The 22,132-nt window shown below is 63.4% G+C and carries 17 protein-coding genes and 1 pseudogene; 2 read left to right on the forward strand and 16 right to left on the reverse strand.

Annotated features, from left to right (window positions below):
• The first annotated feature begins 116 nt into the window (after nucleotides 1-116).
• Nucleotides 117-377 (forward strand): hypothetical protein, encoded by a 261-nt coding sequence (locus tag NH396_RS12825; RefSeq protein WP_176678038.1) that lies wholly within the window; start codon nucleotides 117-119, stop codon nucleotides 375-377.
• A gap of 97 nt (nucleotides 378-474) precedes the next feature.
• Nucleotides 475-1,959: an exopolyphosphatase gene (ppx, locus tag NH396_RS12830; RefSeq protein WP_253064249.1), complete on the forward strand. Its 1,485-nt coding sequence runs from the start codon at nucleotides 475-477 to the stop codon at nucleotides 1,957-1,959.
• 41 nt (nucleotides 1,960-2,000) lie between these two features.
• On the opposite strand, the gene tilS is transcribed toward ppx, so the two are convergent.
• The 16 genes and pseudogenes from tilS to pyrH all read right to left on the reverse strand — a co-directional run bounded on the left by tilS (nucleotide 2,001) and on the right by pyrH (nucleotide 22,129).
• Entirely contained in the window at nucleotides 2,001-3,521 is a 1,521-nt protein-coding gene (gene tilS, locus NH396_RS12835) for a tRNA lysidine(34) synthetase TilS (RefSeq protein WP_253064164.1), read from the reverse strand.
• A gap of 159 nt (nucleotides 3,522-3,680) precedes the next feature.
• Entirely contained in the window at nucleotides 3,681-4,634 is a 954-nt protein-coding gene (accA, locus tag NH396_RS12840; RefSeq protein WP_176678040.1) for an acetyl-CoA carboxylase carboxyl transferase subunit alpha, read from the reverse strand.
• 276 nt (nucleotides 4,635-4,910) lie between these two features.
• Nucleotides 4,911-8,411, reverse strand: coding sequence for a DNA polymerase III subunit alpha (dnaE, locus tag NH396_RS12845; protein ID WP_253064167.1), 3,501 nt, complete (start codon nucleotides 8,409-8,411; stop codon nucleotides 4,911-4,913).
• Nucleotides 8,412-8,863: 452 nt separating this feature from the next.
• Nucleotides 8,864-9,508, reverse strand: a pseudogene (gene rnhB, locus NH396_RS12850) (ribonuclease HII); the annotation flags it as partial.
• A 101-nt stretch (nucleotides 9,509-9,609) separates the two neighbouring features.
• Nucleotides 9,610-10,761 (reverse strand): lipid-A-disaccharide synthase, encoded by a 1,152-nt coding sequence (lpxB, locus tag NH396_RS12855; protein ID WP_253064169.1) that lies wholly within the window; start codon nucleotides 10,759-10,761, stop codon nucleotides 9,610-9,612.
• 2 nt (nucleotides 10,762-10,763) lie between these two features.
• On the reverse strand, nucleotides 10,764-11,531 hold the full coding sequence (gene lpxA, locus NH396_RS12860; RefSeq protein WP_043333008.1) for an acyl-ACP--UDP-N-acetylglucosamine O-acyltransferase: 768 nt from the start codon (nucleotides 11,529-11,531) through the stop codon (nucleotides 10,764-10,766).
• Complete coding sequence (fabZ, locus tag NH396_RS12865; protein ID WP_175089667.1) at nucleotides 11,528-11,971, reverse strand: 3-hydroxyacyl-ACP dehydratase FabZ; 444 nt, start codon at nucleotides 11,969-11,971, stop codon at nucleotides 11,528-11,530. Before fabZ ends, lpxA begins: the two co-directional genes overlap by 4 nt.
• Nucleotides 11,972-12,164: 193 nt before the next feature.
• Entirely contained in the window at nucleotides 12,165-13,202 is a 1,038-nt protein-coding gene (gene lpxD / locus NH396_RS12870; protein ID WP_176678044.1) for a UDP-3-O-(3-hydroxymyristoyl)glucosamine N-acyltransferase, read from the reverse strand.
• 92 nt (nucleotides 13,203-13,294) lie between these two features.
• Nucleotides 13,295-13,807, reverse strand: coding sequence for an OmpH family outer membrane protein (locus NH396_RS12875; protein ID WP_175089669.1), 513 nt, complete (start codon nucleotides 13,805-13,807; stop codon nucleotides 13,295-13,297).
• 145 nt (nucleotides 13,808-13,952) lie between these two features.
• On the reverse strand, nucleotides 13,953-16,289 hold the full coding sequence (gene bamA / locus NH396_RS12880; protein ID WP_176678045.1) for an outer membrane protein assembly factor BamA: 2,337 nt from the start codon (nucleotides 16,287-16,289) through the stop codon (nucleotides 13,953-13,955).
• A gap of 245 nt (nucleotides 16,290-16,534) precedes the next feature.
• A complete protein-coding gene (gene rseP, locus NH396_RS12885) occupies nucleotides 16,535-17,890 on the reverse strand; it encodes a sigma E protease regulator RseP (protein WP_176678046.1) in 1,356 nt (451 codons plus the stop codon).
• An 88-nt stretch (nucleotides 17,891-17,978) separates the two neighbouring features.
• Nucleotides 17,979-19,232, reverse strand: a complete 1,254-nt coding sequence (gene ispC / locus NH396_RS12890) for a 1-deoxy-D-xylulose-5-phosphate reductoisomerase (RefSeq protein WP_253064171.1) — start codon at nucleotides 19,230-19,232, stop codon at nucleotides 17,979-17,981.
• On the reverse strand, nucleotides 19,229-20,032 hold the full coding sequence (locus NH396_RS12895; protein WP_176678047.1) for a phosphatidate cytidylyltransferase: 804 nt from the start codon (nucleotides 20,030-20,032) through the stop codon (nucleotides 19,229-19,231). Before NH396_RS12895 ends, ispC begins: the two co-directional genes overlap by 4 nt.
• Entirely contained in the window at nucleotides 20,032-20,775 is a 744-nt protein-coding gene (gene uppS / locus NH396_RS12900; protein ID WP_176678048.1) for a polyprenyl diphosphate synthase, read from the reverse strand. Before uppS ends, NH396_RS12895 begins: the two co-directional genes overlap by 1 nt.
• A 54-nt stretch (nucleotides 20,776-20,829) precedes the next feature.
• A complete protein-coding gene (frr, locus tag NH396_RS12905) occupies nucleotides 20,830-21,387 on the reverse strand; it encodes a ribosome recycling factor (protein WP_176678049.1) in 558 nt (185 codons plus the stop codon).
• 4 nt (nucleotides 21,388-21,391) lie between these two features.
• Entirely contained in the window at nucleotides 21,392-22,129 is a 738-nt protein-coding gene (gene pyrH, locus NH396_RS12910) for a UMP kinase (protein WP_253064173.1), read from the reverse strand.
• Nucleotides 22,130-22,132 lie beyond the last annotated feature (3 nt).

Here is a 22,132-nt window from a genome sequence, read left to right on the forward strand (position 1 = left end):
TTATCTCCCAGACCCGGTTGGTCTTGCTGATTTTGCTGCGTGATGGCTTGCGACTCATTGTGCGTGATGATGACCCGCGACTTCGTCGTTCTGTCATATCACGCCGCTAGAATAGCATGCCCCATGCGCTGAATGTGCCGCCAGCCCCTCGTGGTGATGGCTCCGTGGGTGCCACCGGTTTGACACCTCTGGCCAGTCGCCGCAATCTTGCGAGAGTCGCCGCCGCGACCTGCTGCCAGCGTCATCTTCCCGCAGCAGGCTCGCGTCCGGTGACCACCCACGCTCACGACAACTTCATTGCGCCATGGTCGCCACGCAAGGAAGCCGTCGCAGGAGTTGGCGTGAAGGAGGCAGTGCATGATGCCTGCCATGAATGACCCGCCGTAAAGGACTCCGCCCTTGAGTGAATCAGCACCCTTCCAGCACCCGCAACCCGCCACCTCTGATGAAGGCAGCGCCGGCAACGAGGCCCCGCTGCTGAAGCTGGCCGCCATCGATCTGGGTTCCAACAGCTTCCACCTGCTGCTGGCCAACCACCAGGCGGGGCAATTGCAGGTCGTGGCCAAGCAGGGTGAGAAGGTCCAGCTGGCGGCAGGGCTGGACGAAGACGGCATGCTCAGCGAAGAAGCCATGGAGCGCGCCCTCAACTGTCTCGCCCAGTTCGCACCCTTCATCGATGGCATCGAGGCCGACCATCTGCGGGTCGTGGGCACCAATGCCCTGCGCGCCGCGCATAACAGTGAAGAACTGATCGAGCGTGCCGAGGCTCTGCTGGGGCATCCCATCGAGATCATCGCCGGGCGCGAAGAAGCCCGCCTGATCTATCTGGGCGCGGCGCATGCACTGGCCGATGTGCACGGCAAGCGTCTGATCGTCGATATCGGTGGCGGCTCCACCGAGTTCATCATCGGCGAGCAATTCGAGCCACGCTTGCTGGAAAGCCTGCACATGGGCTGCGTTGCCTATACCAAGGCCTTCTTCCAGGATGGCGAGATCAGCGAGAAGCGCATGCGCCGCGCCGAGCTGGCCGCACGCTCGGAACTGGCCAGCATCCAGCGCACCTATCGCGAGATGGGCTGGGATGACCCGGTCGGCTCCTCCGGCACCATCAAGGCCGCCGCCAACGTGCTGGAAGCGCACGGCTGGGCCCCGCATGGCGTGGTCACACGCGAAGGGCTACACAAGTTGCGCGCGGCGCTGCTGGAATTCAAACGTCTCGACAAGGTCAGCCTGCCTGGCCTGAAGAGCGATCGCGCCACCGTCTTCCCGGCGGGCATCGCCATTCTGTGCGGTGTCTTCGAGGCACTGGGGCTGGAGCAGATGCGCTACTCCGACGGCGCGCTGCGCGAAGGCGTGCTGTTCGATCTGATCGGGCGCAACACGCCGGAGGATTCACGCCTGTCAGCCATCGAGTCGCTGCAGCGTCGTTATGGCATCGATACCCGCCACGCCAGCAATGTGCGCGACACCGCCCTGCAGCTGTTCGATCAGGTCGCCGGTGACTGGGCGCTGGGGGCGACGTCACGTCAACTGCTGAGCTGGGCCGCCGAACTCCACGAAGTCGGCCAGGCGATTTCCCACAGCCAGTTCCATCGCCATGGCGCCTACCTGCTCGAGCATTCCGACCTGCTCGGCTTCTCGCGTCCCGAACAGCGCGCGCTGGCCTTCCTGGTCCGTGCCCACCGTCGCAAGTTCCCCAAGAACGAACTGGCGGCGCTGCCGGGGCCGCAGCAACCGCGTCTGGCGCGCCTGGCACGCCTGCTACGCATGGCGGTGATGCTCAACCATTCACGCTCGGAAGCGCCGGTACTCGGCATGCATCTCAGCGCCGAAGGCGACGATCTGACGCTCAATCTGACCGAGGAATATCGCGATCACAGCCTGATCAACGATGACCTCAGCCAGGAAAGCGAGTTGCAGAAAGCCGCCGGCATGACGCTGACACTGGCCGATTCCTGAGCGAGCCCCAAGCAAGATATCGGCGAGATCGCCCGCTGGCCTCACTGCGATGTGAGTGAGGCCAGTAGCCACCAGCCCCGCGAGGGGTGCCACAACCCCGCGACTGTCTCATCGTGCATGCGCGCCACTCGCAACTGCTCACGCTGCCAAGGCGGGATGCCGGCTTCCTGCAGCAAACGCTTGATATCGCGCCGCCCCCGCCCTGCCACTCGCAGTACATCTCCCGGCTGACGCGACGTGAAGGCAACATGCTCTTCCCCCCTCCCCAGCGCCCGCCATCCCTTGCGTGCCTCAGAATCCCACTCGCAGGAAGGCGTCTCGCCGGGTTGGCGACCACTTCTCGCGTAGCCGGTATCGCCTTGTCGATGACGCACACCCTGCTCAATAACGGTATCTGACACCTGCCACCACAGCTGGCCGCGCCACGCGCGCACGCTGACGGTGTATTTGGCGTTGGCCCAGTGCACCTCGGCCACCGAGTCGGGCGGCGTGGCGATCAACTGCTGCAGGCTCATCAAGCGACCCCGCGGCGGCACCGGCCAGCCACGCGACTGGCATAGATGGCGCAGGACCAGCCGTTGGCGTGACTCACTCAAGCCTGCCAGCTCCGCCAATGACAACTGCGTTTCTTGCTCCCGCACCTGATTCAGGCCCTGATCAAGACCCTGTACCTGCCCCTGCCCTTGTCTCTGAGCCAGGTGCTTTGCGCCTGATACCTGAACCTTCGCCAGCAGCTCGGCCGCCAGCTCATCAAGCAAGGACTGCTCTTCCTGCAATTGCTGCGCCGAGCGCGCCAGGCTGGCCACGGCCTGCGGCCAGCGCGCCTGCAACAGCGGCACGACACTGTGGCGCAGGTAGTTGCGATCAAACTGCTGATCGACATTGCTGGGGTCTTCGCACCAGTCGCGCCCAGCCTGCAAGCCCTGCTGGCTCGCCAGTGTCTGGATTTCATCGCGCGAGATCCCCAGCAGCGGCCGTAGCAGTCGTGCCCGCTCATGGGCGGACTGGTCTCGCCCGGGGAACGCCTCGCCCACGGCCAGCGCCCGCTCAGGCGGCATGGCCGCCAGGCCGCGCCCGCCACTGCCACGCAGCGCATTGAGCAACAGCGTCTCGGCCTGATCATCCTGATGCTGAGCCAGCCACAGGCTATCCCCCGCCGCCAGACAGGCGCTCAGCGCCGCCAGCCGCCCTTCGCGCGCTGCCGCCTCCAGTCCTCGCGACTTGAGTGCCGTCTCCGCCAGCGCCAGATGACGCACGCTAAGCGGCAGCCCGAGACGCGAGGCCAGCCTGCGCGCCAGCTGCTCGAAATCATCGTTGGCTGCCTGCAGGCCGTGATGCACATGCACCAGCCGCAGTCGACGCGGGCAGTCCTTGACCGCACGTGCCGCCAGGCGCGCCAGCATCACCGAATCCAGCCCACCCGAGAGCGCGACCCATACCGTGCGCCTGGCATCGCTGGCCTCGAGCGCCTCGCGCACGGCGACGAGTGCACGCGACTCTGCCATCTCGCTCAGCGGTTGAGCACGCAGGTACAGCGAATCCAGTGAGGGGGACAGAGACATGTCGGGCTCCTGTCGCGAAGCGGAGGAAGGAAGTGGTGGAGAAGAGGAAGTGGAGGAGAAAACGCCGGCCCTGAACGCAAGAACGCCCCCGGAAGAATCCGGAGGCGTCCTGGTCACGCGGGCATGAGCCGATCGCGCATCACGCGAGAGGCACCGGGATCATGCCGGTGCGCCGTAGCTCATCAGGCGCTGGTAACGACGCTCCAGCAAGGCATCGGTATCCATGGCGCCAAGACGCTCCAGACCTTCGCCCAGCGCAGCCTTGATGCTGTCGGCGGCGGACTGCGGGTTGCGGTGTGCGCCACCCAGCGGCTCCTTGATCAGGTTGTCGACGAAGCCCAGCTCCTTGAGGCGCGAGGCAGTGATGCCCATCGCATCAGCGGCGTCGGCGGCACGCTCGGCACTCTTCCACAGGATAGAAGCACAACCTTCCGGCGAGATCACCGAGTAGGTGGAGTACTGCAGCATGTTCAGCTCGTCACACACGCCGATCGCCAGTGCACCGCCGGAGCCCCCCTCACCGATGACAGTGGAGATGATCGGCGTCTTCAGACGCGACATCACCGCCAGGTTGTAGGCGATGGCCTCGGACTGACCACGCTCCTCGGCACCGATGCCCGGATAGGCACCCGGGGTGTCGATGAAGGTCAGGATCGGCATCTTGAAGCGCTCGGCCATCTCCATCAGACGGCAGGCCTTGCGGTAGCCTTCCGGACGCGGCATGCCGAAGTTGCGACGCACCTTTTCCTTCACGTCGCGGCCTTTCTGGTGACCGATCACCATCACCGGCTTGTCGTCGAGACGCGCGATACCGCCGACCAGCGCTTCGTCGTCCGCGTAGTGACGGTCGCCGTGCAGCTCATCGAAGTCCGTGAACAGGTTCTCGAGATAATCGAGGGTATACGGGCGCTGCGGGTGACGTGCCAGCTGGGAGACCTGCCAGGCGCCGAGGTCCTTGAAGATGGACTCGGTGAGCTTGGTGCTCTTTTCCTGCAGGCGAGCGATCTCGTCAGACAGGTTGACCTGGGAGTCGTTACCGACCAGACGGAGTTCCTCGATCTTGGCCTGCAGCTCGGCGATCGGCTGTTCAAAGTCCAGATAATTGGGATTCATAAGGCGTTTCGTTCGTCGTCTCGGGCAGCCAGGAAAGCGAGTCGGCCGGGTCACTCCCCCTGAGCACACGCTCAGGCGATCTGTGGCTCGCGGCGGTCACAGTCGGCATGGAATTGGGTACGGAAAAGATGGACAAGCATTATCGCACCCTGTTCGACAGGTGCAAACCTTGCCCGCCTGTTCGGCGTGGATTAACTCTGCGCCCACGCCGCTCATCTCGGTGCTGTGCCTGCCCCGCCGCTTGGCGAGGCAGGCATCATCCTGTCGGCCAGCAAGTCAGTCACGGTACTTGAGGCGCACACCGCGCTGGCCTTCCACCTCACCCAGCTGGATCAACAACTCATCACTGGGCGCAACGCGCCATTGCTCGCCCAGTTCCAGCCAGGCCTCCGCCGCGGCGTTGCGATAACGCAGGCGCATCGGCAGGCCTTCACTGGCCAGGTGTGGCGTCAGCAAGGTGGTCAGCTGCTGGGTGAAGCGACCGCCGATGTCCTCGGCGGCGATGCTCATCTCGACCGCCTCACCGAAGCGCGCCCGCGCGTCGATGATCGGCGTGACATCCTTGCCGCGCAGACGCAGGCCACCGGAATAGTCATCCTGGCTGACCTCGCCCTCGACGATCACCACGCTGTCAGGTACCAGCTTGTTGCGCACCTGATCGTAGAGCTCACCGAACATCGAGGCCTCGATGCGTCCGGTGCGGTCATCCAGGGTCACGAAGGCCATGGTGTCGCCCCGCTTGGACTTCATGGTGCGCATGGCGATCACCAGCCCGGCGATGCGCTGCGGCTCACGCGACGGTTTGAGATCACTGATGCGCGCATTGATGAAGCGCTTGAGCTCACCCTCATACTCATCGATGGGATGGCCGGTCAGATAGAGCCCCAGCGTGTCCTTCTCGCCGGTGAGGCGCTCCTTGTCGGTCCACTCGCGCGCCTTGCGATAGCCGGCATAGACATCGGTTTCCGGCTCGCTGAAGGCATCGCCGAACATGTCGGTGATGCCGACATCATTGTTGGCGTGATTCTGGGAGGCGGCCTTGAGCGCATCCTCCACTGCCAGCATCAGCACCGCACGCGACGGACCGATGTTGTCCAGCGCGCCAGAGCGGATCAGCGCTTCCAGGGTGCGCTTGTTGATCTTCTTGGCATCGATGCGCTTGCAGAAGTCGAAGATGTCACTGAACGGCCCACCCTGGGCACGCGCACTGACGATGGCATCAATCGGGCCCTCGCCCACGCCACGGATGGCGCCCAGGCCGTAGACGACATGCCCTTCCAGGTCGACGGTGAACTTGTAGCCACCGAGGTTCACATCCGGCGGCGTGACCGTCAGGCCGATATGGCGACACTCCTCGATCAGCGGCACCACCTTCTCGATGGTCTGCATCTCGGTGGAGATCACCGCCGCCATGAACGGCCCCGGATAATGTGCCTTCAGCCAGCCGGTCTGGTAGGAAACGAGACCATAGGCCGCCGAGTGCGACTTGTTGAAACCGTAACCGGCGAATTTTTCCACCAGGTCGAAGATGTTGCCGGCCAGGTCCTTGTCGATACCCTTGTCCGCACACCCTTCCATGAAGCCGGCGCGCTGCTTGGCCATCTCTTCCGGCTTCTTCTTGCCCATCGCGCGGCGCAGCATGTCGGCCTGGCCCAGCGTATAGCCGGCCAGTACCTGCGCGATCTGCATGACCTGCTCCTGGTACAGGATGATGCCGTAGGTCGGCTCCAGTACCGGCTTGAGCAGCTCATGCTGGTAATCCGGGTGTGGATAAGACACTTCGGAGCGGCCGTGCTTGCGGTTGATGAAGTCATCCACCATGCCGGACTGCAACGGACCGGGACGGAACAGGGCCACCAGGGCGATCATGTCTTCCAGGCAGTCGGGCTTGAGCTTCTTGATCAACTCCTTCATGCCGCGGGATTCCAGCTGGAAGACGGCTGTCGTCTCCGCCTTCTGCAGCATGTCGAAGGTCTTGGCGTCATCCAGCGGAATGTCATCGATATCCAGCGGTGCCAGCCCCTCGCGCTCGCGGACCTTGTCGACCATCTCGATCGCCCAGTCGATGATGGTCAGGGTACGCAGGCCCAGGAAGTCGAACTTGACCAGTCCGGCCTCCTCGACGTCATTCTTGTCGAACTGGACCACCAGACCACTGCCGTCCTCATCACACAGCAATGGCGCGAAGTCGGTCAGCTTGGTCGGCGCGATCACTACCCCGCCGGCATGCTTGCCAGTTCCCCGGGTGGTGCCCTCGAGCTTGAGCGCCATCTCCCAGATTTCCTGGGCTTCCTCGTCGTTGTCGATGAATTCCTTGAGCTGCGGCTCCTGCTCAATGGCCTTCTCCAGCGTCATGCCGACCTCGAAGGGAATCAGCTTGGAGAGCTTGTCGCCCAACGAGTACGGCTTGCCCTGGGCGCGCGCCACGTCACGCACCACGGCCTTGGCGGCCATGGTGCCGAAGGTGACGATCTGCGAGACCGCGTTGCGCCCGTAGCGCTCGGCCACGTAGTCGATCACGCGGTCACGCTTCTCCATACAGAAATCGACGTCAAAGTCAGGCATGGAGACACGTTCCGGGTTCAGGAAGCGCTCGAACAGCAGGTCATATTCCAGCGGGTCCAGATCGGTGATCTTCTGAGCGTAGGCCACCAGCGAGCCGGCACCGGAACCGCGCCCCGGACCGACCGGCACGCCGTTGTCCTTGCCCCACTGGATGAAGTCCATGACGATCAGGAAGTAACCGGGGAAGCCCATCTGCAGGATGATGTCGAGCTCGAAATCCAGCCGCGTGCGGTAGCGCTGCTCGATCTCGGCCCAGGCCTCGCTGTCGCGCGGATGCCTGGCATGGGGATACAGCTTGTCGAGGCGCTCCGTCAGGCCATCATGCGAGACCTTGCGGAAGAACTGGTCCATCGTCATGCCTTCCGGCACCGGGAACTCGGGCAGGAAGTAGGTGCCCAGCTGCACGGTCACCGAGCAGCGCGCCGCGATCAGCACACTGTTCTCGAGCGCTTCGGGAATGTCGGAGAACAGCTCGCTCATCTCCTCGGCGCTCTTCAGGTACTGCTCATCGCTGTAGCGGGTCTCGCGCCGCGGGTCATCCAGCGCCTTGCCTTCGCCGATGGAGACGCGCGTCTCATGGGCCCAGTAGTCTTCACGCTTGAGGAAGCGCACATCATTGGTGGCCACTACCGGCGTATCGGTGGCCTCGGCCAGCGCCACCGACAGATGAAGGCACTCTTCCTCGTACTGACGCTGGGTGCGGGTCAGCTCCAGATAGAAGCGATCCCCGAACACTGCCTTCCATTCGTCGAGCAGTGTCCGCGCGGTATCTTCGTGATCAGAGAGCAGATGGCGGCCGATCTCGCCTTCACGACCGCCGGACAGCACGATCAGCCCCTCGGCCTGCTCGAAGACCCACTCTTTCTCGAGGTAGGCGCGGTCCTGCTTCTGGCCATCGGTCCAGCCGCGCGAGATCAGCTCGGTAAGATTGCGATAACCGGTGTCGTTCATCGCCAGCAGCGTGAGGCGATACGGCCGCGCGGCATCCTGGGGATTGGTCATCCACATGTCGGCACCGATGATCGGCTTGATGCCGGCACCGCGTGCATTGGAGTAGAACTTGACCAGTCCGAACAGGTTGGCCTCGTCAGTCACCGCGACAGCCGGCTGGCTCGCCGCGGCGGTCGCCTTGATCAGCGGCTTGACGCCGGGCAGACCATCGACGAGAGAGAACTCGGTGTGAACGCGCAGGTGAACAAAGGGCGTGGTCATGGAATCGGCTCGTGAAGTCGGCGTGACGGTGAAGGATTCGGTTGCGGCTGGGGCTGTCGTCGCTGCGCGTTCTGTCGGCGGCGGCGAGGCTGAAGGCTCGGGCTCGGGCTCGGGCTCGGGCTTCAAGGATAGCCTGTCAGCGCCATCGTCTGAAGGTGCAGCGTCTGGCCGGGCAGGCTCGACTGACGGGGATGCCGTGGTCTCACTGGCATCAGTCAGACCACGGCTGCCGGCTTTTTTGCCGTGGGACGCTGGCTCGGCTCGCTTGCATCGCTCAGCGTCGCACTCGGCTCTGGTGTTGGCTCGACCTGCACTCCTGTCTGCGGCCCTGCCGGCGCGGCGCTGTCATCCAGCTCTGGCGTCGCCGTTTCTGGAATCGCAGCCTGCGGGGTCGGAAGCGCGATCAGCGCGTCCGGCGGCACGGCCCGTGGCACGTGCCCCGACATGAACAGCCGCTTGACCGGCCCGAAGCTCTTGCGGTGCAGGGTGAGGATGCCATGTTCCTCGATGGCGGCTTGATGCTCGCGGGTCGGGTAGCCCTTGTGACGCGCGAAGCCATAGGCGGGGAAGTGTGAATCCAGCGCCGCCATCTGGGCGTCGCGATGCACCTTGGCCAGAATCGAGGCCGCGCCGATGGCAGCGTGACGCAGATCGCCCTTCACCACCGCCATGCCGTGAATCTCGTGCCCCGGCAGGCGATTGCCATCCACCAGCAGGTATTCCGGGCGCACGCCCAGTGCATCGATGGCGCGACGCATGGCCAGGTGCGTGGCCTGATAGATGTTCAGCTCATCGATCTCGTCACTGGTGGCCTCGGCGATCGCCCACGCCCAGGCGCGCGCTCGAATCTGCTCGTAGAGGGCCAGACGCTTCTTCTCGCTGAGCTTCTTGGAGTCGGTGATACCCTCGATGGGGTCATTCGGGTCCAGAATCACCGCTGCCGCCACCACCGGGCCGACCAGCGGCCCACGCCCGACCTCGTCGATACCGGCCAGCAACTGCCCCTGATAGGGAATCACCAGCGGCGGAAAATCATCGGCGGGTTTACGCTTGCGCGCAGAAGGCGTGGTGGCGTGGCTGTCGGCAGAGTCGGTCATGATATCTCGAGGCGTAAGACAACAGGCAGAGCGCCAATGCGATCTGCCTGTCGAGGTGATTCAATCAAGGGTAGCGCAATGTCTGGCGGCGACACGCGGGATCAGCGTCCGGCCAGTTCACCGATGGCGATGGCGGCCGCGGCACTGGCATCACAGGTCAGTTCACGATGCATGGCGGTGAAGCGTTCCCGCAGTTCGCGCTGGCGAGCGACGTCACCGGCGGCACGCGACAGCAATGGCGCAAGGCTTTCCTCGATGGACTCCGGCGTGGCGGCGTCCTGGATCAGCTCCGGCACCAGCGTCTCGCGGGCGATCAGGTTGGGCAGGGATATCCACTCGGTCTTGACCATATGCCGCGCGATGCGATGCGTCATCGGCGCCATGCGATAGGCCACCACCATCGGACGATGACAGAGCAGACATTCGAGCGCCGCCGTGCCGGACGCCAGCAGCACGGCATCGGCGGCGGTCATCGCTTCACGCGATTGACCATCCACCAGATGGATGCGACTGCGATCCAGCCCTTCGTGCTCCGCCATCAGGGACTCGAGCTCGGTGCGCCGCAGCGGTGTGGCCGCCGGGATCACCACCTCAAGGCCGGGATAACGCTGACAGAGACGCTCGATGGCGGCCAGGAAGGTCTCGCCGAGAAAGCGGATCTCGTTGGCGCGGGAGCCCGGCAATACCGCCAGCAGCTGCACATCACTGTCGATCCCCAACTGCCCACGGGCAGCAGCACGATCATCCTCGAGCGGCAACTCATCGGCCAGCGGATGGCCGACGAAGGTCACCGGCACCTGATGCTCACGATAGAAGGCGGCCTCGAAGGGCAGGAAGGTCAGCATGCGATCGACGGCGCGGCGAATGGTCTTCACGCGCCCCTGACGCCAGGCCCACACGGAGGGGCTGACGTAGTGCGCGGTGGTGATGCCCTGCTTGCGCAGGCGCAGCTCGAGCCCCAGATTGAAGTCCGGGGCATCGATGCCGATCATCACGTCGGGTTGCCACTCGAGGGCGTCGCGCAACAGATGGCGACGCACCTTGATCAGTGCCGGCAGATGCTTGAGCACCTCGACCAGCCCCATCACCGACAGGGTTTCCAGCGGATAGAGGCTGTCGAAGCCCTCGGCCTGCATGCGCGGGCCGCCGATGCCACGGAACTCGACATCGGGATAGCGCGTCTTGAGCGCGCGCATCAGGCTGGCACCGAGGATGTCACCGGAGAGCTCCCCGGCTACCAGGTAGATGCGCATGCTCAGCGAGTCAGACCGCGAGTGGACGCCTTGAGCGAGGCGATGAAGACATCGCGCTCGGCCAGCGGCGGCTCGGCTTCCAGCTGCTCGAGGGCCTGCGCCAGCGTCAGCCCCTGACGGAAGACCGTCTTGTAGGCCGTGTTCAGCGCGGAGATGGTCTCGCGGCTGAAGCCACGGCGCTTGAGGCCGACGCTGTTGAGACCATGTGCTTCCGCCGGATGGCCATTGACCATCACGAAGGCCGCGATGTCCTTGGTGATGATGGAGCCACCGCCCGCCATGGCATGTTCGCCGATATGGCAGAACTGATGCACCGCCGACAGACCACCCAGAATGACGTGGTTGCCGAGATGGACATGGCCACCCAGCGTCGCCTGATTGGCCATGATGCAGTCGTCGCCGATGATGCAGTCATGACCGACGTGCGAGTAGGCCATGAACAGGTTGCGGCTGCCGATACGCGTGAGGCTGGCATCCTGGACGGTGCCGCGATGCAGGGTCACGCCCTCGCGGATGACGTTGTCATCCCCGATTTCCAGACGCGTCGGCTCACCGGCGTACTTCTTGTCCTGACAGTCCTCGCCCACTGACGCGAACTGGAAGATACGATTGCGCTCACCGATGACGGTGGTGCCCTTGATGACGACATGCGGCCCCACCACCGTGCCAGCGCCGATCTCGACATCAGCGCCGATCACGCAGAACGGGCCGACCTCGACATCATCGGCCAGGCGGGCGCCGGGATCGACAATGGCAGTAGGATGTATCAAGCGACCTTCCTCTCGGCACAGATGATTTCGGCCTCGCAGACCACATCGCCATCGACCTTGGCCTGACAGGCGAACTTCCAGATGCCACGCTTCTCGCGCAGCACGCGGGCGCTGATCTCGAGCTGATCACCCGGCATCACCGGGCGCTTGAAGCGCACATTGTCGCTTCCGACGAGATAGTAGATGTAGCCATCGGCGGGACGCTTGTCGACGGTCTTGAAGCCGAGAATACCCGCCGCCTGAGCCATGGCTTCCACGATCAGAACGCCCGGCATGATCGGGTGCTCCGGGAAGTGACCATTGAAGAACGGCTCGTTGATGCTGACGTTCTTGCGCGCAACGATGAACTCGCCAAGGGTCAGGTCCATGACACGATCGATCAGCAGGAAAGGATAGCGGTGCGGGAGATACTCACGGATCTCGTTGACGTCCATAACCATTGGCTTGCAACCTCTGAAATAACGAAATGCCTGCCGCTCGCGGGCAGGCATGTAATGACGGTCCGGACCGCCGTTCGGGCAATGGCGCGCATTATAGCGTCCTTGCGCGTGGCTGGCAGCCGCTCATTGCCCGACAGTGTGCCAAGCAGGTGCGAGACCCCGCTCTGGACAGGTACTACCCGGGCTTGCAGTACTACTTGTCCTTCAAACTCTTCTCTACCTGATTCAAGCGTCGCGCCAACTGATCCAACTGTTTGAAACGCACGGCATTTCTGCGCCACAGGCCATTGTCCATCGCGCCGGTGCCGGAAGAATAGACGCCCGGCTTGGTGATGGAGTTGGTCACCAGGCTCATGCCGGTCACCTGCACGCCATCGGCGATTTCCAGGTGCCCCGCCAGACCCACACCGCCGCCCATCAGACAGTAGCGCCCGACCTTGGTGGAGCCGGCGATGCCGACACAGCCCGCCAGTGCCGAGTGATCCCCGATCTGGACGTTGTGCGCAATCTGGACCTGGGAGTCGATCTTGACGTCATTGCCGATGATGGTGTCGCCGAGCGCGCCACGATCGATGCTGGTGCAGCTGCCGACTTCGACATCATCGCCGATCAGCACGCCGCCGAGCTGAGCGATCTTGTGCCAGCCCTTGCCATCGTGGGCAAAACCGAAGCCATCGGCGCCGATCACGCAGCTGCTGTGGAGCACCGCGCGCGCCCCGATCACCACGCCATGATAGAGCGTGACATTGGGATGCAGCAGACAGCCCTCGCCCAGCACGCTGTCGGCCCCGATCACGCAACCCGCCTGAATGCGCGTGTTGTCACCGATGCTGACGCCCGGACCGATCACGACCTGCGGGCCGACCTCGACATTGGCCCCCAGGGTTGCGGTCTCGTCGATGACGGCACTGGCATGCACGCTCGCCTGAGGCTCGACCGCCAGCGGATCGAACAGACGCGACAGCTCGGCGTAGGCCAGATACGGATTGTCCAGCACGAGGGCATTGCCCTTGCACTCTTCAAGATGGCTTTCATGCAGCAGCACGGCAGTCGCGGCGGTTTCCCCGAGATACTTGAGGTAGGCGCGATTGGCGAGGAAGGCGATATCGCCGGGCTCAGCATCGACCAGCGTCGACAGACCGGTGACCCGGACAGCCGGGTCACCGACGAGACGAGCGCCCAGCCGCTGGGCCAGATCCTCGAGAGTGTAAGAGAATTGTCGCTTTTTCATTCTGTCTCTGGGCGCTGAGCGCCTCTGGCTCGCATTCGCGTTGGCATGCTCGGATGCAACACATCCCGCACGCTTGCACGCGCGGGATGCACTCAGTTGAGCGAGTTGAACACCTGAGTCACTTCATTGGTCAGATCCAGACCATCCTTGCTGTAGACCGTCGCATTGCGGTCGACCAGCAGCTCGATGCCATGCTTGTCGACGACCTGCTGGATGGCCTTGTCGAGCTTCGGCTTGGACTGCTTGAGGAAGGTCTGCTCCGCCTGCTGCTGCTGCTGCTGGACCTGGCCACGCAGCTGCTGGAACTGGCCACCCTTCTGGCGCAGCTGCTGCTGCACGGACTGACGCTCGGAGTCGGACATCACGGCGCCGTCCTTCTGCAGCTTGGCCTGCAGGGATTCCAGTTCCTTGGCGAGTGCCTTGGCCTGATCCTGCTTGCCGGCCAGCTGATTCTTGAGCTGGTTCATGGAAATCTTGGCCGAGTCGGAACTCAACAGCGCCTGGCGCCAGTCGAGGACCGCGACTTCGGTGGCCTGTGCCAGCATCGGAGTCGCCATGGCGGCAAGGCCACCAGCCAGACACAGGGCGCGGGTCAATTTACGCATCACACAAACTCCTTGTAGGCCTGTTGCTCGGTCACTGATGACTCAGCGACCGACGGTGCGAGGACCGGCGACGGAACAGGGACAGCGCCGCCGGTGGTCGTGACGAAGGCCGCACCGGCTCAAGCGGGTGCGGCATCGTACGGCCTTAGAAGGTCTGGCCCAGCGAGAACTGGAAGATCTCGGTGTCATCGTCGTCATCGTCACCGATCGGCTGGGCGACACTGAAGGTCAGCGGGCCCACCGGCGTGATCCACGACAGGCCGATACCGGCACTGTAATTCAGATCTCCAAGGTCCACGCCACTTTCACAACTGCTGGAGTAGTCGGACTCGACATCGTAGCAGGAGGTCAGATAGGTATTGCCGGCATCGACGAAGAACGACGGCTGAACGCTGCGCTTGTCCTTGATGAAGGGCATCGGGAAGATCAGGTCGACCCCACCTTCGATCAGAATATTGCCGCCCAGGGTATCGTCATCACCGTCATCGACCTCGGTGGATGCCTGCCCCAGGGTATTGGAGCTATAGCCCCGCACGCTGCCCAGACCACCGGCATAGAAGTTCTTGAAGAACGGATAAGTATCGCCGGAGAACGAGTTGGCGTAGCCCAGTTCTGTCCGGAACTTGAGTGACCAATCATCATGCAGTTCGAACAGCTTCTGCCCCTTGTAGCGGAACTTGTAGTAATCCGCATCAGAGCCCGGCACCGCCACTTCCAGCGACAGCAGCTGAGAGCTGCCCGCCGTGGGCAGAATGCCACGGTTGAGGTTGTTGCGTGACCAGCTGGCCGTCAGCTTGTAGAGGTTGAAGTCTTCGCCTTCATCCTCGATGAACTGCGTGACCTCCGCCGGGCTGTCGTCGAAGTCCTTGACGCGCACGAACTCGTAACCGCCGCCGAAGTTCAGGCGCGACAGTTCGTTGATCGGATAACCGAAGTTGATGCCACCGCCGAAGCTGTCGGTCGCGTAGCTGGCGACGTCATCATCATCGTCGTAATCGACCTTGCGGTAGAACAGATTGTAGCCGCGCGAGATGCCATCCAGCGTCCAGTACGGGTCGGTGTAGCCGAAGCTGACGTTGGTATAGTCATCCGACTTCTGGGCATTGATGTTGACTTCGTTGCCGGTGCCCAGGAAGTTCTTCTGCGACAGGCCCACCCCGTAGATGACACCGTCACCCTGGGAGAAACCGATCGACGCCGAGATGGAACCTGACGGCTGCTCCTCGACGTTGTAGTTGACGTCCAGCTGGTCCGGCTCGCCGGCGACAGGGCGCGTGTCGACATCGACCTGCTTGAAGAAGCCGAGGCGCTCAAGCTTCTGCTTGGACTGCTTGATCTTGTCGGTGGAGGCCGGTGCGCCTTCCAGCTGGGTCATCTCACGACGCAGCACTTCGTCTGCGGTAGTGGTGTTGCCCTTGAAGTTGATGCGACGCACGTAGGCACGCTTGCCGGGGTCGACCGCGAAGGTCAGATCGACGGTGTCGCTCTCCTCGTTGACCTCCGGCACCGCATTGACCTTGGCGAAGGCGAAGCCATCGGCACCCAGTGCCTGGCGCAGCGCCTCGCTGGAAGCGGTCACATCACGCTGGGAATAGAGAGCATCCGGGGCGAGCTTGACCAGATCGCGGGCGCGCTCTTCCTTCATCTTCAGGTCACCGGCAAAGCCGATATTGCCGATCTTGTACGGCTTGCCTTCATCGACGTTGATGGTGACGAAGATCTCGGACTTGTCCGGCGAGATGGACACCTGGGTCGAGCGCACCTGGAAGTTGACGTAACCGCGATCGAGATACCAGGACTTGAGGGTCTCGATATCGCCGGTCAGCTTCTCACGCGAATATTCATCATCCGAGAACCAGCCGAAGAACCAGCTCGGCTTGTCTTCCAGCTCCAGCTGTTCGCGCAGAGTCTCGTCATCGAAGGCATCGTTGCCGACGATGTTGATCTGATGAATCTTGGCGATCGCGCCTTCCTTGACGTCGATATTGACCTGCACGCGATTGCGCTCGAGTTCCTCGACGGAGGTCTCGATACGCGCGCTGTAGCGGCCCTGAGCCTGGTAGACACGCTCGAGCTCACGCTGCATTTCTTCCAGCGTGGAGCGCTGCAGCACCTGACCCTCGGCCAGCCCTGCTTCCTTGAGGCCCTTGCGCAGGTCTTCGTCGGGTATCTGCGAGTTGCCCTCAATCTCGATCTTGGAGATCGTCGGACGCTCGACCACATCGATGATCAGGACATCGCCATCGCGCTTGAGGCGGATGTCGTCGAACAGGCCCGTATCGAACAGCTGACGCGCAGCCGACGACAGTTCCTCTTCTTCCACATTCTGATCCGCGGAGACGGGGAAGGCATTGAAGACGGTGCCCGCAGACACGCGCTGGAGACCCTCTACCCGAATGTCCGAAATTTTAAAAGATGCGGCCAAGGCGCCCTGACTGGCCCCGAGCAGCGCAGCTGCCAATCCAATGGTCTTGAGTTTCATGCAGTCGCTTCGCTTCTCTGGATTCCGCCCGCTTGGGTGAACAGGCACCTTATACACAACCCCCTGCAACTGACAAGACAGCGGCGAGTGAGGATCGGCAATCGGGGCCGAAGTCGTGTGGGCATGATGACGGGAGTTGATCGCATTGACCAGCCCGTGCAATGAATTGACCCCCATGGGCATCGACAGTTCAGATTCGGTTCATCCTGCGGGAGCCATCGAGTGCTGATGGCTCCCCGAATCCGTCACCAAAGACGCATGAGATCGAAGTAGATGGCCATCAGCATGAGGGAACCGACCAGCGCCATGCCGATTTTCAACCCCGCATTCTGGACCTCTTGCGAAAGTGGTTTGCCGCGCACGGCTTCCACCAGATAGAACAGCAGGTGCCCGCCATCCAGCACCGGAATCGGCAGCAGGTTCAGGACACCCAGACTGATGGAGAGATAGGCCATGAAGCCGAGGAAGGCCTCGAGGCCGGAGCGCGCCGTGTCGCCGGCGATACGCGCGATGGTGATCGGGCCTGACAGATTGGACGGCGCGATCAGGCCAACCAGCATCTTGCGGATCGAATCCAGCGTCAACACCGTCATTTCGCCGGTCTTGCCGACGGCCTGCCCGACGGCCGCCAGTGGCCCGAAGCTGAGCTCGCGCTGATACTGCTCGGGCCAGCTGACATTCTGGACGCTGGCGCCGACCTGTCCCACGACACGCCCGTCATCGAGCGAATTGCTGGCAGGTGTCAGTGACAGCGCCTCTTCCTTGCCATCTCGCGCCACCAGTACCGACAGCGTCTCGCCCGGCGCACCACGCACGCGCTCGACGAAATCGATCCAGTCGACCACCAGGGTGCCATTGATGCTGACGATGCGGTCACCGGCCTGCAGACCTGCCGCCTGGGCGGCACCACCGTCCAGCACACGCCCCAGCACCGCTGGCAGCTGAGGGCGCCAGGCCGTGATGCCCAGCGTCACCAGCGGACGCGGCGGATCCTGATCGACCAGAAAGCGTGTCACATCGAGGGACTGCTCACGCGTGGTGCTGGCGCCCTCGGCACGCGTGGTAAGCGTCAGGCTGTCATCGCCGATCGCACCAATCAAGCGCAGGTTGACCTCATCCCATGAGGGAGTGGCTTCACCATTGATGGCGACGATCTCGGTCTTCGGCGCAAGGCCGGCGCGACCAGCCGGCGAGTCCGGCGCCACGGCACCGACCATCGGCACCACCGTGGTGGTACCGGCGACGAACAGCGCCCAGTAGGCGACGATGGCAAGCAGGAAGTTGGCCAGCGGGCCCGCCGAGACCACGGCGATACGCTTCCACACCGACTTGGTGTTGAAGGCCAGATGACGCTCGGCCGGATCGACCGGCCCTTCGCGCTCATCCAGCATCTTGACGTAGCCACCCAGCGGAATGGCGGCGACCCCGTACTCGGTGCCGTGGCGATCGGTCCACGACCAGAAAGGTTTGCCGAAGCCGATGGAGAAGCGCAGCACCTTGATGCCGCAACGACGCGCGACCCAGAAATGACCGTACTCATGGATGGTGATCAACACCCCCAACACGACGATCACGGCAAGAATATTCTGGATCACACCCATCACGCGCTCCTGGAGGTTGGTGCCCGAGATGGGCAGCCTGTCTTGCCACGCTCACCAAGAAAGTGACAAGACAGTGCAAGATAGGATTTCAGGGCCCGGCAAGGGCCAACTCGGCAGCGGCCAGCTCACGCGCCGCCGCGTCTTCTGCGAGAATCACCTCAAGGCCATCCACCGCCAGTGGCGGACGCGCCTGCATCACGGCCTGCACCACTGCCGGAATTCGATCGAAGGCCAGGCGACCCTCGAGGAAGGCGGCCACGGCCACCTCGTTGGCAGCATTCATCACCGCAGGCCAGGTGCCGCCCGCCGCGATGGCCTCACGGGCCAGGCGCAGACACGGGAAGCGTGTCTCGTCGGCGGCACGGAAATCGAGGCGCGCGACCTGAAACAGGTCCAGCGGCTCGACGCCGGCATCGATACGCTCCGGCCACGCCAGCGCATAGGCGATCGGCGTGCGCATGTCCGGATTGCCCATCTGGGCCAGTACCGAGCCATCACTGTAGGCCGCCATCGAGTGAATCACGCTCTGAGGATGCACGACCACCTGAATGTCGTCCGGCCCGCAGGCGAACAGCCAGCAGGCCTCGATCAGCTCCAGCCCCTTGTTCATCAGGGTGGCGCTGTCGACGGAAATCTTGCGCCCCATCGACCAGTTGGGATGCGCGCAGGCCTCGTCCGGTGTCACCGTCGCCAGTCGCTCGACGGGCCACTCGGCGTCATCGCGGAACGGGCCACCGGAGGCGGTCAGCAACAGCTTCTCGACACCGATCGGCGCCAGGCCATCACGATGCCGAGCCGGCAGGCACTGGAAGATGGCGTTGTGCTCGGAATCGATCGGCAGCAGGGTCGCCCCGTGCTGTTTCACCGCATCCATGAACAGCTGCCCGGCACACACCAGCGCTTCCTTGTTGGCCAGCAGCACGCGCTTGCCGGCCCGCACCGCCGCCAGTGTCGGCAACAGGCCAGCCGCACCGACGATGGCAGCCATCACGCTATCGACTTCAGGCGCCTCACTGATGTCGACCAGCGCCTGCTCACCGTGGCGCACCTCGATGGGCGTGCCCTGATAGCTCTCGACGCCCCTGAGGGCCTCACTGAGCCATGCAGCCGCCTCGCACGAGGCGATCACCGCCACCTGCGGGCGATGCGTCAGACACAGCTCCAGCAGCGCCTCGTGGCGCGTGGCAGCGCTGAGCGCATGCACCCGATAGCGCTCGGGATGGCGCGCGATCACATCCAGGGTACTGGCCCCGATGGAGCCGGTCGCGCCGAGGATGGTGATGCGCTGCAACTCAGGTGCATCAGAAGGAGTCTCGTGATTCACGTTCACATTCGTGCTCACGCACCACCTCCCAGCACCCACGGCAACAGCAGGGCAAACAGCGGCACCGCCGCGGTCAGGCTGTCGATGCGATCCATCACGCCACCATGACCGGGCAGCAGATGGCTTGAGTCCTTCATCTGACGCTGGCGCTTGAACATGCTCTCGAGCAGGTCACCCAGCACCGAGACGGCTGTCACGCCCAGCGTGACCAGCAGCAGCGGCAGCCAGTCGGCCAGCCCCGCCAGCGCATAGCCGGTCGCCAGCAGGCCGGTGGCCACCAGACCACCGTAGACGCCCTCCCAGGACTTGCCCGGGCTGACGCGCGGCGCCAGCTTGCGCTTGCCGAAACGCTTGCCGGAGAAGTAGGCACCGATATCCGCCGCCCACACCATCAGCAGCACATACAGCAGCCACTCGCCGCCACTGGCCTTGAGCTGCACGAAGCCGAACCAGGTCGGCAGCAGCGCCAGCACGCCGACCCCCAACCGCACGCCGGTCGCCTGCCATTCCTGACTGGCGGCCGGATAGCGCATTACCCAGCGCAGATTGACCAGCCATGCCAGTGCCGCCAGATACAGCGGCCAACGCGCAAGAGCGCCATCGAGCTGCCAGACCAGCAGCATCAGCGCGCTGAGCACCAGCGGGAACAGCAGGCGCGCCATGCCAGCACGCACGCCAGACAGGTTGGACCACTCCCAGGCGGCCAGCGCGACGACAGCGCCGGTGAAGGTGGCAAAGGCAGCGCCGTCGAGGCCGAACAGCCCCCACAGCGCCAGCGGCGCGAGAATGAGCGCGGTGATGATTCGTTGTCTGAGCACTAGAGCCCCTCGGCGTCGAGTTGTTCGCTGGTCATGCCATAACGACGCTGACGCAGGGCGTAGGCGCTGAGCGCTTCATCGAAGGCTGCCGCATCGAAATCAGGCCACAGCACGGGCGAGAAATAGAACTCGGCATAGGCCAGCTGCCAGATCAGGAAGTTGGAGATACGCTGCTCACCGCTGGTGCGGATACACAGATCCACCTCCGGCAGATCGCTCAGGCACACTTCCGCCCCGAGACGTGACTCGTCGATGTCCGCAGCCTTGAGCTCGCCGCGCTCGACCTGCTCCGCCAGACGGCGAGCGGCCTCGGCGATATCCCAACGGCCGCCATAGTTGGCGCAGATCACCACATGCATGCCGCGATTGCCGCGCGTCATGTCTTCGGCGCTCTGGATATGCTTTTGAATCGAATCGGAAAAACGGCTGCGCTCGCCGATGATCGAGAGCCGGATATCGTGGCGATGAAGCTTCTTGACCTCGCGCTTGAGCGCCAGCAGAAACAGCTCCATCAGCGCACTGACTTCATTGGCCGGGCGCTTCCAGTTCTCACTGGAGAAGGCAAACAGGGTCAGCACTTCCACGCCCTGCTCGGCAGCGCGACGGATGGTACTGCGGACGGTTTCGGCACCGGCGCGATGGCCGCGTATGCCAGCCCAGCCGCGGGACTTCGCCCAGCGGTTGTTGCCGTCCATGATGATCGCCACATGGCGTGGCGTGGAGGGGGAGTTCGGTGACGTCATGGGGTCTCGCTACGAGCACCGGATGCCGCCGGCAAGCGCCGGCGGCAGACCCGATCAGACCTGCATCAGGTCAGTTTCCTTGTGCTCCAGAGCACTGTCGACTTCCGCCACATACTTGTCGGTCAGCTTCTGGATCTCGTCTTCTCCGCGACGTGCATCGTCTTCAGAGATGTCCTTGTCCTTGAGCAGGCTCTTGATGTCGCCATTGGCGTCACGACGCACATTGCGGAGCGCCACGCGGGCGTTTTCCGCTTCTGCACGCGCCTGCTTGGTATAACCGCGACGCGTCTCTTCCGTCAGCATCGGCATCGGCACGCGAATCACGTCACCGGCGGTGGACGGGTTGAGACCCAGGTCAGAAGTCATGATGGCCTTCTCGACCTTCGGCACCATGGGCTTTTCCCACGGCACGACAGTCAGGGTACGCGCATCTTCGGCGCTGATGTTGGCCACCTGATTCAGCGGCACCGGGCTGCCGTAGTAATCGACCGTCACGGCATCCAGGATACTGGGATGCGCACGACCCGTACGGATCTTGCCGAAGGCGGCACCGAGGGACTCGATGGTCTTCTTCATGCGTGATTCGGCGTCTTTCTTGATGTCGTTGATCACAATCTTACCCTCTATCAATCAGCGTGCCTTCCTTGCCACCCACCACCAGGTTGAGCAGCGCGCCTGCCTTGTTCATGTTGAACACCCGCACCGGCATGTCATGGTCACGCACCAGGCAGATGGCGGTCAAATCCATCACGCCAAGCTTCTGCTCCAGGGCGTCGTCATAGCTGAGGCTGTCGTACTTCACGGCATCCGGGAACTTGACCGGGTCCTTGTCGTAGACACCATCTACCTTGGTCGCCTTGATGACGGCATCCGCGTCGATCTCGATACCGCGCAGACAGGCAGCGGAATCGGTAGTGAAGAACGGGTTGCCGGTACCGGCGGAGAAGATGACCACATCGCCAGACGTCAGATAGCGAATGGCGGTACGGCGGTCGTAATGTTCTACCACGCCACTCATCGGGATGGCAGACATCACGCGAGAACGGATATTGGAGCGCTCCAGTGCATCACGCAGTGCCAGACCGTTCATGACGGTTGCCAGCATGCCCATGTGATCACCGGTCACGCGCTCCATGCCGGCTTCCTGCAGGGCTGCGCCACGGAACAGGTTGCCGCCACCGATCACGATACCGACCTGGACACCGATGCCCACCAGCTGACCGATTTCCAGCGCCATGCGATCCAGCACCTTGGGGTCGATGCCGAAATCGCCATCGCCCATCAGGGCCTCACCGGAAAGCTTGAGCAGTATGCGCTTGTACTTGGCATTGCGTTCAGCGGAAATGGTGGCCATGCG

Origin of the sequence: Cobetia sp. Dlab-2-AX, from assembly GCF_024124625.1 — a bacterium.
Lineage (GTDB): Bacteria > Pseudomonadota > Gammaproteobacteria > Pseudomonadales > Halomonadaceae > Cobetia.